General features: G+C 56.2%; 15 protein-coding genes. 3 read left to right on the forward strand and 12 right to left on the reverse strand.

Annotated elements, in window-relative coordinates:
- The first annotated feature begins 5 nt into the window (after positions 1 to 5).
- Positions 6 to 3,818 (forward strand): YhdP family protein, encoded by a 3,813-nt coding sequence (locus AC2Q8J_RS13760; RefSeq protein ID WP_486451553.1) that lies wholly within the window; start codon positions 6 to 8, stop codon positions 3,816 to 3,818.
- On the forward strand, positions 3,815 to 4,624 hold the full coding sequence (locus AC2Q8J_RS13765; RefSeq protein ID WP_486451554.1) for a carbon-nitrogen hydrolase family protein: 810 nt from the start codon (positions 3,815 to 3,817) through the stop codon (positions 4,622 to 4,624). The genes AC2Q8J_RS13760 and AC2Q8J_RS13765 overlap by 4 nt, the downstream gene beginning before the upstream one ends.
- A 2-nt stretch (positions 4,625 to 4,626) precedes the next feature.
- Here AC2Q8J_RS13765 and yjgA read toward each other — a convergent pair whose 3' ends face one another.
- From yjgA to AC2Q8J_RS13825, 12 genes are all read right to left on the reverse strand, one after another.
- Complete coding sequence (yjgA, locus tag AC2Q8J_RS13770) at positions 4,627 to 5,151, reverse strand: ribosome biogenesis factor YjgA (protein ID WP_286839096.1); 525 nt, start codon at positions 5,149 to 5,151, stop codon at positions 4,627 to 4,629.
- 37 nt (positions 5,152 to 5,188) lie between these two features.
- Positions 5,189 to 6,547 (reverse strand): magnesium transporter, encoded by a 1,359-nt coding sequence (mgtE, locus tag AC2Q8J_RS13775; RefSeq protein ID WP_027874574.1) that lies wholly within the window; start codon positions 6,545 to 6,547, stop codon positions 5,189 to 5,191.
- A 130-nt stretch (positions 6,548 to 6,677) separates the two neighbouring features.
- The gene (locus AC2Q8J_RS13780; RefSeq protein ID WP_027874573.1) at positions 6,678 to 6,947 is read right to left on the reverse strand and encodes an HPr family phosphocarrier protein; all 270 of its coding nucleotides are present in this window, start codon (positions 6,945 to 6,947) and stop codon (positions 6,678 to 6,680) included.
- An 18-nt stretch (positions 6,948 to 6,965) separates the two neighbouring features.
- On the reverse strand, positions 6,966 to 7,823 hold the full coding sequence (gene rapZ, locus AC2Q8J_RS13785; RefSeq protein WP_424144642.1) for an RNase adapter RapZ: 858 nt from the start codon (positions 7,821 to 7,823) through the stop codon (positions 6,966 to 6,968).
- Between the two features lie 2 nt (positions 7,824 to 7,825).
- Positions 7,826 to 8,275: a PTS IIA-like nitrogen regulatory protein PtsN gene (ptsN, locus tag AC2Q8J_RS13790; RefSeq protein WP_204997274.1), complete on the reverse strand. Its 450-nt coding sequence runs from the start codon at positions 8,273 to 8,275 to the stop codon at positions 7,826 to 7,828.
- Between the two features lie 29 nt (positions 8,276 to 8,304).
- Complete coding sequence (gene hpf / locus AC2Q8J_RS13795) at positions 8,305 to 8,592, reverse strand: ribosome hibernation-promoting factor, HPF/YfiA family (protein WP_204997275.1); 288 nt, start codon at positions 8,590 to 8,592, stop codon at positions 8,305 to 8,307.
- A 69-nt stretch (positions 8,593 to 8,661) separates the two neighbouring features.
- Positions 8,662 to 10,155 carry an RNA polymerase factor sigma-54 gene (locus AC2Q8J_RS13800; RefSeq protein ID WP_204997276.1) on the reverse strand — a complete coding sequence of 498 codons (1,494 nt, stop codon included), beginning with the start codon at positions 10,153 to 10,155 and terminating at the stop codon, positions 8,662 to 8,664.
- 143 nt (positions 10,156 to 10,298) lie between these two features.
- The gene (lptB, locus tag AC2Q8J_RS13805) at positions 10,299 to 11,024 is read right to left on the reverse strand and encodes an LPS export ABC transporter ATP-binding protein (RefSeq protein ID WP_204997277.1); all 726 of its coding nucleotides are present in this window, start codon (positions 11,022 to 11,024) and stop codon (positions 10,299 to 10,301) included.
- Between the two features lies 1 nt (position 11,025).
- Positions 11,026 to 11,583 carry a lipopolysaccharide transport periplasmic protein LptA gene (gene lptA, locus AC2Q8J_RS13810; RefSeq protein WP_204997278.1) on the reverse strand — a complete coding sequence of 186 codons (558 nt, stop codon included), beginning with the start codon at positions 11,581 to 11,583 and terminating at the stop codon, positions 11,026 to 11,028.
- Positions 11,570 to 12,142: an LPS export ABC transporter periplasmic protein LptC gene (gene lptC / locus AC2Q8J_RS13815; RefSeq protein ID WP_486451555.1), complete on the reverse strand. Its 573-nt coding sequence runs from the start codon at positions 12,140 to 12,142 to the stop codon at positions 11,570 to 11,572. The genes lptA and lptC overlap by 14 nt, the downstream gene beginning before the upstream one ends.
- Positions 12,143 to 12,664, reverse strand: a complete 522-nt coding sequence (locus tag AC2Q8J_RS13820) for a KdsC family phosphatase (RefSeq protein WP_204997280.1) — start codon at positions 12,662 to 12,664, stop codon at positions 12,143 to 12,145.
- Positions 12,665 to 12,677: 13 nt separating this feature from the next.
- A complete protein-coding gene (locus AC2Q8J_RS13825; protein ID WP_286839086.1) occupies positions 12,678 to 13,646 on the reverse strand; it encodes a KpsF/GutQ family sugar-phosphate isomerase in 969 nt (322 codons plus the stop codon).
- A 202-nt stretch (positions 13,647 to 13,848) separates the two neighbouring features.
- On the opposite strand from AC2Q8J_RS13825, the gene AC2Q8J_RS13830 reads away from it, so the two are divergent.
- A complete protein-coding gene (locus AC2Q8J_RS13830; protein WP_204997282.1) occupies positions 13,849 to 14,523 on the forward strand; it encodes an MlaC/ttg2D family ABC transporter substrate-binding protein in 675 nt (224 codons plus the stop codon).
- Positions 14,524 to 14,592: the final 69 nt, after the last annotated feature.

The following is a 14,592-nucleotide window of genomic DNA, read 5'->3' on the forward strand; positions in this document are numbered from 1 at the left end:
TCGCGATGCTACAGGGATTGTTGCGACGAGCCTACGCTCTGGTCTGGAGCTTAGCACTGCTGCTACTCGTGCTACTGGCGCTCTACGCCAGTTTGGGGCGTCAATACATCGGCTTGGTGTCGCGCTACCAAGCGGAAATTTTTAACGAACTTGAGGCGGCACTTGGTATTGAACTTCAGGCGGAGGCGCTGACGGGAAGTTGGTCGGGGCTGTCGCCGGTCTTGCGCGTGGAAAGCCTGGATATTGGCGGCGGTGCCATCAAGCTGGACCGAGCCAAAGTGGTGCTCGATCCAATTGGCAGTTTGCTCGGTGTTGGTCCACGGCTTAAGCAACTGCGTGTGGGTCACATTGAGCTCGACTTACTTCAAGATGAGGCCGGGCGCTGGTCGATCCCCGGCATGTCCGGTGGCGGTGGCGGGACAAATCTAGACACCCTACTCGATGTTGTACTCGCGGTGCGTCGGGCGAGTATGCAAGGCCTGGATGTTAGCTTAACGTTTGCTGATGGCAGCAAAACCTCGGTGCGCAGTCGCGACTTCAGTTGGTCGAGCGATGGGCATTTTCGGCGTAGCTATGCCAGCCTGAGTGCGGATCAAACCGGCGAGATCCGCCTAATTGCCGAAGCCTATGGTGACCCGCGCGATCGCGATTTCCGGGCGTCGGCATTTGTATCGCTTGATGACAGTCGCTTCTCAGCCCTCGCTCCTCTGTTTCGCAATCAGCAGATTATTCACAACCCGGTGGATGGCCGTCTTTGGCTGACTTGGCAAGCGGGGCGCCGCATGGTGGCAAAGGGGGCGATTCGGGCAGATACCCTGGCGGCGGGTGCTCTGTGGGGGTCGACAGAACAATTTCACGATGTCTCAATGGAGTTTGTCGGCCATCACCGCGGTGACTTCTGGCAGATAGGCTTTAGCGATTTCTCGGCCAAGTGGCGCGACCAGCAGTTGGATTTGGCGGGCCTGTCGCTCACCCATCAGGGCGCCGTGTCGTGGACATTTTCTCTGCCCGCGCTGGATTTGGCTGCAAGTACGGCGCTGCTGAGCGACAGCGGTGTGCTGAAGCGTGACCTGCAGGACACCCTCGATACCTTGCAACCATCGGGGCGGCTTAACAACCTCCATTTGAATATTAAGCGCGGCGAAGCATCCAGCTTCTCGCTGCGAAGTGAGCTTTCCAATGTCGCGCTAGCGCCCTGGCAAGGGGCGCCGGGTGCAGAGGGGGTAAATGGCTACCTGGAGCTCGATGAAAATACCGGAACCGCGGTGATCGATACCGACACGCTTAGCCTGGCGTTTCCCAATTTATACCCCCAGGCCTTCACGCTCGACAATATGAGCGGCGAGGTACATTGGCAGTTGAACAATGATCGGCTGGTACTGCGAAGCTCGCCGCTGCAGGCGCGAGACGGAGACGCACCGCTAACAGCCCTGCTGCGTTTAGATCTGCCACTGTCAGAAGAGGCCCCAGAGCCACCGCTAATGACCCTGGCAATAGCGGCGCAGCAATTACCGCTGGCGTCGGCGAAGGCCTATGTTCCCGAGGTGCTGGATGCCGGCTTGCGGAGCTGGTTGGATCAAAGTATTCGCGCGGGCCGCGCAGCCACGGCTGAATTTATATACCGGGGGTCGCTACGCAGTGGCGACCACGATGGGCGCACGGTGCAGTTGAAGCTTGATACGCGGGCGTTGGCGTTGGTCTTTCACGATGAGTGGCCCGAGGTTGCCTCTGAGCAGGCGCAGGTCTACCTCGATGACGGGCAGGTGTGGGCCACGGCGTATGCGGGAAATTTCGTGGGCATGCAGCTGCCACGGGTTGATGTGCGCCTGGATGATCATGATGGCCCGGTACTAACAGTGAATACCGCAGCTAGTGTGCAAGCGACGGCTGTTCAGGACCTGTTTAAGCGCAGCCCCCTCGGGGCAATGACGGGGGGAGTGTTAAATGACTGGCGCATGGAAGGTGTGGTGGAGAGCAGCTTCGCGCTGACAATGCCGTTAGTCGGTGAGCCGCGTGCAGAGGTGGCGGTGCAAGCGGATTTAGCACTGTCAGAGCTTACCTTGCCGGATGTTAATTTGTCCTTGAATAACGTCCGTGGCCCTCTTCAGTATCGCAGTGATAGCGGTTTGAATAGTTCCGGCTTGCGGGCGTCGGTGTTGGGGGAGTCGATTCAAGGACGCATAGAGCAGCGCGATGACGTCGTCCATGTGAAGGCGTCCGGGAAAATGGACATGGCTGCCGTTCGCGCATGGTTACAGCAGCCTGCGCTCGGTTATTTGCAGGGGCGCACAGATGTGAATGTGCATGTGCAAGCGGGTGGCAAGCGCCCTGGGATTGAAATCGAGTCGGCGATGCGCGGAGTGGAAGTGCGATTGCCACAGCCGCTATACAAGGCCGCCGATGAGCCTCGGACATTGAAGATTTATCAGTCCTTTGCCGGTTCAGGGGCACCGCTCAGCGTCGAGCTTTCTGAGTTGTTTCGTTTGCAGTACCGCCAGCGTGATGGCGCTATTTCCGTGACACTGGGCGATGGCAACCGAGCGCCGTTGCGCGAGGGCGCGTTGAGTATTGGTGGGGGGCTGGCGTTTGCTGCCATGGATCAGTGGCAGCTGGCCCTCGACAATTATTTAGAATGGCAGTCTCTGCAACCTGTTGCCACGACGGGAGGGGGAATCCCGGTGTTTGTCGATCGCTTGAAGGTCGATGAACTGGAAGTCCTTGGGCGAATCCTCCATTCCGCAAATATCAGTGCCCGGTCTGAAGGCGGGGATTGGACGCTGCGTGTCGACAGTGACGAGGTAGCAGGGAATATTGCCCTGCCATCGCAGCTGGGTGACCCCTATGTGTTGATGCTGGAGCGTCTCGCACTGCCAAGCCTTGCCAGCAGTGGCTCCGCTGCCGAACATCTGGGCGATATTGATCCGAGGTCGTTTCCGGCCTTGGATGTCGATATTGAATCACTCAGTATTGGCGAGAAAAACTATGGCCGTGTCGGTTTTGACCTTCGCACAGACCTGTTTGGCGCGCATTTCTTAGCCCTGCGTGGGCAAGTGTTGGGCATCGACCTGGGCGACGCCAGCAGGCAAAACGCTTTGCATTGGTGGTATCAGGAAAATGGTCGCCGAGGCTCTCAGCTCAAGGGCAAATTTGCGGTTCGCGATATGGGCAAAGTGCTCAGCTCGCTCGGTTATGAGCGCTCTCTAGAGACGCGCTCCGGCGGCTTTGATATCAATGTTAGCTGGCCAGGCTCACCGGACCAATGGGCGATGAGCGCGAGTCAGGGAAGAGTGAAATTTGCCTTAAAGAATGGTCGGTTTTTAAAGACCTCAGATGCGGCCAGTGGCGCATTGCGCGTGTTGGGTATTTTTAATATGACCAATATTGTGCGCCGCTTGAAATTTGATTTTCGAGATGTCTTCCGCAAAGGCGTACATTTTGACGACATGCGCGGTGAACTGGGCTTTGGTCAGCAACGATTGGTGCTAACCCAGCCACTGGAAGTCAGCGGGCCGTCGAGCCGTTTTCAGATGAGCGGTAATATTGACCTCGTGTCGGAGGCCTTAGATATGCGCCTGGTTGCCACGTTGCCTGTTGGCAGTAACCTGCCCTGGGTCGCGGCGCTGGTTGGCGGCTTGCCGGCGGCTGCGGGAGCGTATGTGGTAACCAAAGTGTTCGAAGAGCAAGTCGATAGCTTCTCCAGTGCGGTGTATGACATTCGGGGCACTGTTCAACAGCCTGAACTCTCCTTCAAAAAGATTTTTGACGTCTCACCCACTGAGTTGAAGGGGCAAGAGACGCCATCGCAGGTTGCGCCATGAGTCTTCGTGTCTCAGCGGTGCAAATGGTGTCCGGCGCAGCGGTGAGCGTCAACCTGAATGACGCGTTGGAGCATCTGGAGAAGGCCTCTCGTCAGGGAGTGCAGCTGGCGGTGCTGCCAGAAAATTTTGCCTGTTTTGACAGTGGGTCAGCGCTGGCCGAATTGGCATGCCAGGAGCAACAGTACGCAGCGATACGGGGACGGCTGGCCGAGCAGGCTAAACGTTTGGGGATGTGGATTGTCGCGGGAACGCTGCCACTGCCTGCGGCGGATGGTCGTTGTTATGCCAGCTCGCTGGTCTTCAATGACAGCGGTGAGTGTGTCGCCGATTATCGCAAGTTACATTTGTTTGATGCCGACGTTGGCGATGCACAGCAACGCTATCGGGAGTCGGAACGCTACGCCCCCGGAGAGCGGCCCTGCGTTATTGATACCCCCTGGGGGCGGCTTGGCGTAGCGGTCTGTTACGACCTGCGCTTTCCCGAGTTGTTTCGCCTGATGCTTGATGACGGGATGGAACTGTTGGCGCTACCGGCGGCGTTTACGCGGCGCACGGGGCTGGCGCATTGGTTACCACTGCTGCGTGCGCGTGCAATTGAAAATCAGGTGGCGGTTATTGCAGCAAATCAGGGTGGTGTTCACAGCGCGCGCCGAGAGACATCTGGAGGTTCTTGCGTGATTGACAGCTGGGGGGGCGTACTCGCCGAACTCGGCTTTGGCGCCGGTATTGCGACAGCTGACATCGACATGGCGGCGCAGCGAGCGCTGCGTCAAGAAATGCCAGTGTCGCAACACCGGCGATTCTAGTTCTACGCCTGGCTTTCTTCTTCGTTGGCAATTTGCTGAAGTTCGCGCAGGTAGCGAAAGAGCTTGCGCGCTGCTGCGGGCGGCTTATTCGCCGTTTTTTCTTTGCCAGCTTGCATGAGTAATTGGCGAAGTCGCTGTCGATCGGCATTGGGGAAACGTTGCAGTGCGGCGTCGACGCCCTTGACGCCAGCAGCTAGCATATCGTCTCGCAAGTCCTCGAGCTCGTGAAAGCGTCGCGCCAATGCTTTTTGCCCTTGCTCCTGTTCAAGCAGGGCGGCTTCAATGCCGCTGGCATCAATGCGGCGCATCAGTTTGCCGATGTACTGCATTTGCCGGCGAAGCCCCTCGCGGCTCTTAATCCGCCGCGCCGTGGCGATGGCTTCCTCAAGGTCGGGATCGTTGATGGGAACCCGGGCCAAGTCGGCATTGCTTAAGCCCACGAGGCGACTGCCCAGTTTTTGCAGGGCTTCCATTTCGCGCTTCAGTGCGGTTTTACTCGGGCGTTCTTGATCGTCTATATCGGTCACAATAACGGTTGCTCTATCGGCTTGGCTTGAGTGGAACTCAAGCGTAAAAATACGTGGCTAATCCGAGGAAGGACATAAAGCCGACAACATCGGTAACCGTGGTTAACACAACGCCGCCAGCTAACGCGGGATCGATGTTTAGCGCCTTCATTACCAGCGGCAAAATGGCGCCGGCCAGTGATGCGGTGATCAGGTTAATTACCATGGCGGCGGCGATAATGGCGCCGATTAAGGGGTCGTTAAACCAGTAACTGGCGGCCAGCGCGACAATGAGTGCCCACAGCAGCCCGTTCATGAGTCCTACCAGAACCTCTCGATTGATCAGCCAGCGACTGTTATTGCGGCTGATATGGCCAAGGGCCATCCCGCGAATCACCACGGTTAAGGTTTGTGTGCCGGCGACACCGCCCATGCTCGCGACAATGGGCATGAGTACGGCCAGTGCGACGACTTTTTCAATAGTGCCTTCAAAAAGGTTGATAACACCGGAGGCAATAAAGGCCGTTAACAAATTGATGCCGAGCCAAATGGCGCGGCGCGGCGCGGTGGTCATTACCGATGCAAAGGTGTCTTCGTCTTCATCCAGACCGGCCATACTCATCAGTGAGTGGTCGGACTCTTCGCGGATAACATCGACGACGTCATCGATGGTGATTCGGCCAAGGAGCAATTGATTGTCGTCGACCACGGGGGCACTGACCCAGTCCCGCCGCTCGAAGAGGTTGGCAACATCGCGCGCAGGCATGGACGCCACAATGGGCTCAACTTCGGTGTCCATGATTTCACGAACGGTAACGCTGGGATCCGAGACCAGCAGTTTCCGCAGCGACAGTGAGCCAATGAACTGGTCATTACGGTTAACGACCAGCAGGCTATCGGTCATTGCGGGAAGCTCTTCGTGCCGCCGCAGGTAACGCAGCGCGACATCCAGGGTGATGTTCGGCCTTACAGTGATGGTGTCGGTGTTCATCAGACCACCGGCACTGTCCTCGTCGTAGGACAGTATGTGCTCCACACGCACCCGGTCTTGATGGTCCATCGACTCCAGCACTTCGCGAATCACGCGGTCCGGAAGTTGCTGGAGTATATCGGCGATATCGTCGGTTTCGAGACCCTCGGTGATCGCGGCGACTTCCTCGGCATCCATGTGCCGCAGGAACTGACTCTGCACCTCGTCGCTCAGGTGCTGGAGAATGTCACCCTCATTTTCGGTATCGACAAGTTGCCACAGCACGCCCCGTACTTTTTGCGGTGTCGACTCAATAAGGTGGGCGGCATCGACGGGAGGCAGGCCGTTGAGCATACGCCGAATTTGCAGAAACGCGCCGGAGCCCAGAGCTTCATTCAGTAGCTCTAGGCGGCTTTCAGCTTGGGGCTTTTCTGCGGTTTGGGCCATATAGCTCTCTGCGTTGCGTTCGGCTTTCTGCTGGATAGCAGTCACACAGTGTGGCGAGAATTATCCTTTAATCTTCGCTGGGCAACAATTGCAGACGGGCGAAATCGCGCTGAAATGCGCAGTATTTGATTTATTCGCCTTCGTCAAAGCGGCGTTCGATCAAGTCGACGAGAGCGTCGAGGGCGGCTTGTTCGTCTTCCCCTTCGCAGCGAATATGCAGTGTCATGCCTTTGCTGGCCGCGAGCATCATTACCGACATGATACTTTTTCCGTCGACCCATTGCTGCCCCGCCGACACCTGAATGCGAGAGGCAAATGCGGTGCTGGTGGTCACGAATTTGGACGCAGCACGGGCGTGAAGGCCGAGTTTATTGATGATAGGAATTTGGATTTCTTGCATCGCCTTGTCCAGCCCAGGTTAGTGCTGAAGTTCGCGGTGGCGAACTTGCAGGCCAGGACAGGTGTCGCGAAGCGCCTTAGCCAGCTTTTCGGCCATGTATACTGAGCGATGTTGTCCACCCGTGCAACCGATCGCGATGGTGAAGTAGCTGCGACCGGCAGATTCTATCTCAGGCAGCCAGCGCAGCAGGTAAGTGAGTATGTCGTTATACATCTGTTGGACTTGCGGCTGGGCATCTAGGAAGTGCTGAACGGCCTCGTCGCGGCCGCTAAGGCTGCGCAGCGCCTCGTCCCAGTGAGGGTTGGGGAGCATGCGCAGGTCGTAGACCTGGTCGGCATCAATGGGCAGGCCGCGCTTAAAGCCAAAGGACTTTAGCTGTAATGCCATGCGGCTAGCGTCGACGCCGAGAACGCGGTCACGTATGGTGGCGCGCAATTGATGCACAGTCATGTCGCTACTATCGATGGTCAGCGATGCCTCTGCGACAATGGGCTCCAACAGCGCAGACTCTTGCTTTATCGCGTCGCTAAGCGGCTGGGAGTCGGTGCTCAGCGGATGCCGTCGGCGGGTCTCGCTAAAACGCTTAATGAGCTTGTCGTCGCTGGCATCCAAAAAAAGAATACGCAAGCTGGCCAGGCTTCGAACTTGTTTGCACAGTTCTTGGAAGCGGGCGAGCTCTGTTTGTGAGTTTCTCGCATCGATACAGACAGCAACCTGCTGATGAACTTTCAGTGTGCTTTGAGAGAGTTCGGTAACGAGTGCGGGCAGCAGTGACACCGGCAGGTTGTCGATGGCGTAAAAGCCTTCGTCTTCGAGCTGGTGCAGCGCCGTGCTTTTGCCCGAACCTGAGCGGCCGCTGAGAATAATAAGCTTCACGCCTAGCTCGCTACCGCACGTTCATAAAGACTGCTGTCGCTGTCTGCGCTGCGAAGCTGCTGGCGGAAAGCGTCATCGTTGAAGGCGTTGGCCAAGCTTGCCAATACTTTAATGTGTTCGTCGTGTGCTTCGGCAGGAACGATCAACGCAAACACTAAGTCCACGGGTTGGTCGTCTATCGCTTCGAAGTCGATAGGCTCGGCAAGTTTAAGCAGCATGCCGGTAATTTCGGTGCACTGCTGGCTGCGACAGTGGGGAATCGCAACCCCGTGCCCGATACCGGTGCTTCCGAGTCGCTCGCGGGCGAGCAGTTCGTTGAACAGTTCGTCGGCGTTGAATTGCGCATTATCCTCACTGACAAAAATAGAAATTTGTTCCAGTAGGCGTTTCTTGCTGCCCACAGACGTACCGCAGTGGGTACGTCCGGGGCTGAGTATTGAATCAAGGGTCATGTTTACGTTTCCGGAACATCCCCGGGCCTTTAGTGGCCCAGGTTTTTCTCCTTGTGTTTAATAAGCTGGCGATCGAGCTTGTCGGTGAGGCTGTCGATGGCCGCGTACATATCCTCTGATTCACAGGTGGCGAACAGATCGGCGCCGGCCACATGTACGGTGGCTTCAGCTTTTTGAACCAGCTTTTCTACTGACAAGGTAACGTCGGTATTGGTGATATTGTCGAAGTGCCGTTGCAGCTTGGCGAGTTTGTTGTTGACGTAATCGCGAAGTGCCGGGGTAACTTCAACATGGTGACCACTGACGGTTATTTGCATATCTTGCTCCTTCATCGCTGAGAACATCCGGCGCCTCCCGGCGCGTTGTTTGGGCCTTTTGGGGCCTTATTAGACCAGTCTTTTCCGTTCGTTAGAGGGCGGAATGACTAGTGATTCCCTGTACTTTGCAATGGTTCGCCGGGCAACTTTGATGCCTTGCTCGGCCAACAGTTGGGTGATTTTGCTGTCGCTTAGCGGTTTCTTGGGATTTTCTGCGGCAATTAATTTTTTGATTAGTGCACGAATCGCCGTGGAGGAGCATTCTCCTCCGGTATCGGTCGAGACGTGGCTGGAGAAAAAATATTTGAGTTCGTAGATGCCTCTCGGGGTATGCATATATTTTTGCGTGGTAACCCGTGAGATCGTCGATTCATGCATGCTCACTGCATCGGCGATATCGTGGAGCACTAGCGGTTTCATCGCTTCGTCGCCGTACTCCAGGAATCCGCGCTGATACTCAACAATTTTGGTGGCGACTTTCATCAGTGTTTCGTTGCGGCTCTGCAGACTTTTAATGAACCAGCGCGCTTCCTGGAGGTTGTCGCGAATATAGTCTTTGTCGCTGCTGGTGCCGCTGTCTTTGGCGAGCGATGCGTAGTGGCTGTTAATTTGTATTTTCGGGGCAATGTCCGGGTTTAACTCAACCAGCCAGCGGCCTTCTTTTTTGCTGACGAATACGTCTGGTACCACATACTCCGTTTCGTCGTTGCCCACGCAGTCACCGGGAGTGGGGTTCAGCGTTTGAATGAGTGCCAGGGTGTCGCGCAGTTGGTCTTCTTTTAGCCGGCAGCGACGCATGATTTGGTTGTAATCACGGTTGCCGAGCTGCGGCATATGTTGCTCGACAATCTGCAGCGCTTCAGCCAAGTATGGGGTGTCTGGGGAGAGCTGTCGAAGTTGAATCAGCAAGCATTCTTGAAGGTCCTGGCCGCCAACACCTGGGGGGTCAAACTGCTGGATGAGGTGAAGGACTGCATTCACTTCTTCTATTTCGATATTGTCGTCGTCGAAGGCGTCCACCAGCTCTTCGGGGCTGACGGTGAGCCGCCCTTTTTCATCGATCGCGTCGATGATGGCATCAGCGACGATGCGGTCAAGTTCTGAGAGCCGGCTGAGGTTGAGTTGCCAGCGCAGGTGGTCCTGGAGCGACTCTGAGCTGCCGTGGCGATAGTCATTGTTGTAGTCGTCGTCGGCGCTACCGGCCGCGGAGGAGCTTGGTGCGGAGCTTTGGTAGACGTCTTCCCACTGGCTGTCTACCGGCAAATCTTCGGGGATGTCGCTGCGCTCGGCCCATTCACTGTCAGCGTCGTTGCTGGGCGCCTCCTCAGCAGAGGTCGTTTTGCTGTCAGCCTCATTGGCGTTACTTTCGCTCTGGCTGTTGCTGCTCTGGGGTTCCGGGCTGTCGCTGTCTTCCTCTACTTCCAGCAGGGGGTTGGAGTCCAGTGCCGACTGAATTTCCTGTTGAAGGTCGAGGGTGGAGAGCTGTAATAAACGAATCGCCTGTTGCAGCTGGGGCGTCATGGTCAGCTGCTGACCGACTTTTAGCTGGAGCGATTGTTTCATAGGCAATGACTTCTACTACAACCATACCTGAGGGATTAAATGCCGTTATGTAGCCATAAACGACGATGCTTCAGGGTCAGTGTAGTCCCGCAGCCGCACCGCTGCAATAGGCGTTTAAAGCAATTGCTGTGCCGATTTTTTGATCAAAGGGTAAATGTGTCGCCGAGGTAGATGTCCCGCACGATTTGGTTGTTGAGCACGGCCTCGGCATTGCCCTCAGCAACGATGCGACCTTCGCCAACTATGTAGGCTTTTTCGCAGATATCGAGGGTTTCTCGCACGTTGTGGTCGGTAATTAGGACGCCGATGCCGCGCGCCTGCAGGTGGCGAATAATCTGCTGAATATCGTTCACCGATATGGGGTCTACCCCGGCAAAGGGCTCGTCGAGCAGAATAAAACTGGGCTCGGTGGCCAGTGCTCGTGCAATTTCTACTCTGCGCCGTTCCCCGCCCGAGAGCGCCATACCCGGCGATTGGCGAATATGGGCAATGTGAAATTCTTGTAGCAGTGCATCGAGCTTTTCTTTGCGTTGCTTGCGATTCAGGTCGCTGCGGGTCTCCAATATCGCCATGATGTTGTCAGCGACGCTCAGCTTCCGAAATATGGATGCTTCCTGAGGGAGGTAGCCAACGCCGTGTTTGGCCCGACCTTGGATGGAAAGCGGTGTCAGGTCTTTGTCGTCGAGCTGAATGCGGCCGCGGTCGGCGTTGACGATGCCGACGATCATATAAAAACAGGTTGTTTTTCCCGCCCCGTTGGGACCCAACAAGCCGACTATTTCACCGCTGTTAATACTCAGGGAGACGTCTTTGATTACCTCTCTGCCTTTGTAGGCTTTAGCGAGGTTGCTGGCTTTCAATACGGGCATGTTAGCGGGGAGTCTCCGGGGTGTCGGGGGTGGTGCTTGGCGCGGGGCTATCGGTATCACTCACGCCCTGCTGAGGCTGTAGGGTCATTTGTACCCTGCCATCGAGTTTGTGGCTGCCACCATCGGCAATGACCATTTGCTTGCGCCCGCTGTATACAATGCGATCGCCACTGATCTTGGAGCCTTGATGTCGGATGGTGGCATCTTTTTGCAGCAGGATTTCCTCGGCATTTAGGCTGTATTCTATGAGTCGGGCACTGGCGACCACGACGCCTTCCCCGGCGCGGGGTTGTTGCTCAAAATGGGCGGGGCTGCCATGGGCAATAACCTTGGTTACTTTTCTGTCAGCCTCGACAATAATCAGCTTGTCTGCGCGAATAATCAGGCTGCCCTGCGACATATTGACGTTGCCCGTGTAAATGCCGCGATTGTTTTCATAGGTGGCTTTATCTGAGCTGAGGTTGATGGCCTGGCGGCGGTCATCGGGCAAGCCGTGCACGCTGCTGGCGAGGCAGAGCAGGGCGCTAATAGCGAAGGTGCGTAGATTATTGCGGTTCATAGTGTCCTTTTACCTTCGCGAGCAGCTCGACTTTCTCGTTAACGAGGTCGGCCGTCATGCCCTCCGACTGGGTTTCGCCATTGGGTAGTTGCAGTCGCAGTGGCTGATCCGTCGCAACCAGGCTTTGCTCCAGGTCAATGCTGAGTTGCTCTGTGTGGATTTGCGCTTCGCGAATTAAGTCTTCAACAACAACACTGCCACGCAACTGCAGTTGTTGGCCATTTTGTGACAGTGTGCCGGTAATGGCTTGCGCCGTCCACGGCCGCTGCTCGCCGATATTGCCGATGTAGAAGGGCTGATTGAGCTGGATGTTGCCCGAGGAAATCATGCGTTCGGCACTGTCGGCGCGCCACCGGTATGCCACATTGCCGTCTTGGCGATATTTCGAGCCTTCGATGCCCTGGAGGTGGGAGTCAACATCGGGGATGGCTTCGAAGCTGTCAGTCAGGCTCAATTTCCCGCTCTCACTAAATTGCGTGAGGTAGATCACGGTGCCCGCGATAGCGGCCAGTACCGATAGGACCGATGCAGCGTTGATATTGAATGACGGCGCAGCCATTTACAGGAACTGCTCAAGTGCGTCGTTGAGCTTGCCTTGAGACATCAAAATAAGCTCGGCGATCTCTCTCACAGCGCCACTGCCCCCTGCGGCACGCGTTTGCCAGTCGGCATGGCGAGCGACGAAGTGGTGACCATTGGCGACGGTAATGCCCAGGCCCGCTGCTCGAATCGCGGCTAAGTCGGGTAAATCGTCACCCACGTAGGCGATTTGATCGTAGCTTAGCTTTAGGTCTTGGCGCAGTTCTTCGAGTGCCGTGCCTTTGTCTTCCCTGCCTTGGTAGATTAACTCGATGCTCAGTTCTCGCGCGCGTCGCAGCAGCAGTTCAGAGGTTCTGCCGGTGATTATGGCGGGGCGGATGCCGGCGTCGCGCAGCAGTTTAATACCCAGCCCGTCAAGGATGCTGAACGCTTTCATTTCCTCGCCGCTATTGCCAAAGTAGAGGCTGCCATTGGTCAGTACGCCGTCGACATCCATTGCCAGTAGGGTGACCGTTTTTGCTTTTTCGAGAATGGTTTGCATGGTGTTCCCTGTTTTAGGCGACGCCGGCTTTAAGCAGGTCGTGGGTGTGGATCACGCCTACTGGTTTTGCGTGATCGTCCAGAGCGACCAAGACGGTGATTTTATTATCTTCCATAATGCGCAGTGCTTCTGCGGCCAGTGTGCCGGGCTTGATGCTGCGGCAGTTGGCGGTCATCACGTCGTCTATTTTCGCCTGGTGAATGTCAATGCCGCGGTCGATCGCGCGCCGCAAGTCGCCGTCTGTGAAAATACCCGCCAGGCTGCCGTCTTCATTGAGTACCGTGGTCATACCCAGCGCCTTACTGCTCATTTCCAGCAGGGCATCGCTGAGCTTGGCGCCAGTATTGATGTGCGGTATGGCTTCCCCGGTGTGCATAATATTGTCGATCTTCAGCAGCAGGCGTCGACCCAGCGCGCCGCCGGGGTGAGAGAAGGCAAAATCATCGGCGGTGAAGCCGCGGGCCTCCAGTAACGCGATGGCGAGCGCATCGCCCATTACAAGTGTTACGGTCGTGCTGGATGTCGGGGCAAGATTCAGTGGGCAGGCCTCTTGTTCTACGCCGACGTCGAGATGGACATCCGCGCTGCTGGCGAGCTCCGAGTTGGGCTTTCCCGTCATGGCGATCACGGGTACGGCCAGCAGCTTAAGCAGCGGGATCAGGGTGACCAGTTCTGCAGTTGACCCCGAGTTTGACAGGGCTATCACCACGTCGCCGGCGGTAATCATCCCCATATCGCCGTGGCTGGCCTCCCCGGGGTGTACAAAAAATGCGGGGGTGCCTGTACTGGCCAGGGTCGCCGCCAGTTTGTTGCCGATGTGGCCCGATTTACCCATGCCGGTGACAACGACTCTGCCCTTGCAGTTTAGAAGAAGTTCGCAGGCGCGATTAAAGCTGTCGTCGATACGCTCGCCGAGCGCGTCGACGGCGTCTCCTTCCATGCGAATAACGCGTTTAGCAGTGTCGAGATAAGAAGATGCCATCGTTGGGAGGAAACCTCGTTATTGCAATAATGCCGTTAAGCGGCGGCTAATTTTCGCTATGATAATTTCCAATGTGAAAAATTAACAGGTTTACCTCGTCGTCGTGCGGGGAGCCAATTCCGTAAACTGCTGTCTTAGCAAGGGTGTAGAGCAGGCTATTCGCGGTAATGCGGGTCGTGGCTTAACTATCGGAGATAAAAAAATGTTCAAACAAATGCTTTTGGCGCTGGGTTTGGTGGTATTTGCGGGCGCCGTGTCGGCGGCTGACGCACAGCGCGGGCCTCATGAAGTGGTGGCGGGTACCACTCAGGAATTGATGAAAGTGATTGAAGAGGCGCGCGAGTACGTTGCTGAAGATCCGCAACGCTTTAACGACGAAGTGCGTCGAATTATGGATGAGGTTGTGGATTTCCAGAGCTTTGCTCGCGGGGTAATGGGCAAATACGGTAGTCGTGCGTATTACCAGAGCTTGCGCACCAAAGAGGAGCGGGAGCAATTTCGCGACAATGTGATTCGCTTTACCAAGAACTTCAAAGACGGTTTGATCAACACCTACGCAAAGGGTCTGCTTGGTTTCAATGGTAACAAAATAGAAGTACTTCCGCTGCCTGCGGATGCGGATTTATCGGGTAGCGTCGGCGTGCGCCAGCACATCTACGGCGAGCGTGCTGAGCCCTATGAAGTTGTTTATACCCTTCGTCGTGGACGCGACGGTAACTGGATGCTGCGCAACGTGATCATAGAGGGGCTGAATTTGGGGTTGATCTACCAAAACCAGTTCACTACCGCAGTGGCGACCTATGATGGCGACATTGATAAAGTGATCGACAACTGGACGGTTGCTCCGAGAGAGGTGATGGAGCAGGCCGCCAAGTGAAGACCTGCGGCGGTCTTCTCGCCAAGACCGCCGCAATTGCGTACAATTCGTCGCCTAATTTTTGTATTT

Source organism: Spongiibacter sp. C9W, assembly GCF_057370015.1.

Coding starts and splice junctions, on each gene's coding strand:
- AC2Q8J_RS13760 (WP_486451553.1), top strand. CDS start 6: ATGCTACAGGGATTGTTGCGACGAGCCTACGCTCTGGTCTGGAGCTTA.
- AC2Q8J_RS13765 (WP_486451554.1), top strand. CDS start 3,815: ATGAGTCTTCGTGTCTCAGCGGTGCAAATGGTGTCCGGCGCAGCGGTG.
- mgtE (WP_027874574.1), bottom strand. CDS start 6,547: ATGGCCCAAACCGCAGAAAAGCCCCAAGCTGAAAGCCGCCTAGAGCTA.
- AC2Q8J_RS13780 (WP_027874573.1), bottom strand. CDS start 6,947: ATGCAAGAAATCCAAATTCCTATCATCAATAAACTCGGCCTTCACGCC.
- ptsN (WP_204997274.1), bottom strand. CDS start 8,275: ATGACCCTTGATTCAATACTCAGCCCCGGACGTACCCACTGCGGTACG.
- hpf (WP_204997275.1), bottom strand. CDS start 8,592: ATGCAAATAACCGTCAGTGGTCACCATGTTGAAGTTACCCCGGCACTT.
- AC2Q8J_RS13800 (WP_204997276.1), bottom strand. CDS start 10,155: ATGAAACAATCGCTCCAGCTAAAAGTCGGTCAGCAGCTGACCATGACG.
- lptB (WP_204997277.1), bottom strand. CDS start 11,024: ATGCCCGTATTGAAAGCCAGCAACCTCGCTAAAGCCTACAAAGGCAGA.
- lptA (WP_204997278.1), bottom strand. CDS start 11,583: ATGAACCGCAATAATCTACGCACCTTCGCTATTAGCGCCCTGCTCTGC.
- lptC (WP_486451555.1), bottom strand. CDS start 12,142: ATGGCTGCGCCGTCATTCAATATCAACGCTGCATCGGTCCTATCGGTA.
- AC2Q8J_RS13820 (WP_204997280.1), bottom strand. CDS start 12,664: ATGCAAACCATTCTCGAAAAAGCAAAAACGGTCACCCTACTGGCAATG.
- AC2Q8J_RS13825 (WP_286839086.1), bottom strand. CDS start 13,646: ATGGCATCTTCTTATCTCGACACTGCTAAACGCGTTATTCGCATGGAA.
- AC2Q8J_RS13830 (WP_204997282.1), top strand. CDS start 13,849: ATGTTCAAACAAATGCTTTTGGCGCTGGGTTTGGTGGTATTTGCGGGC.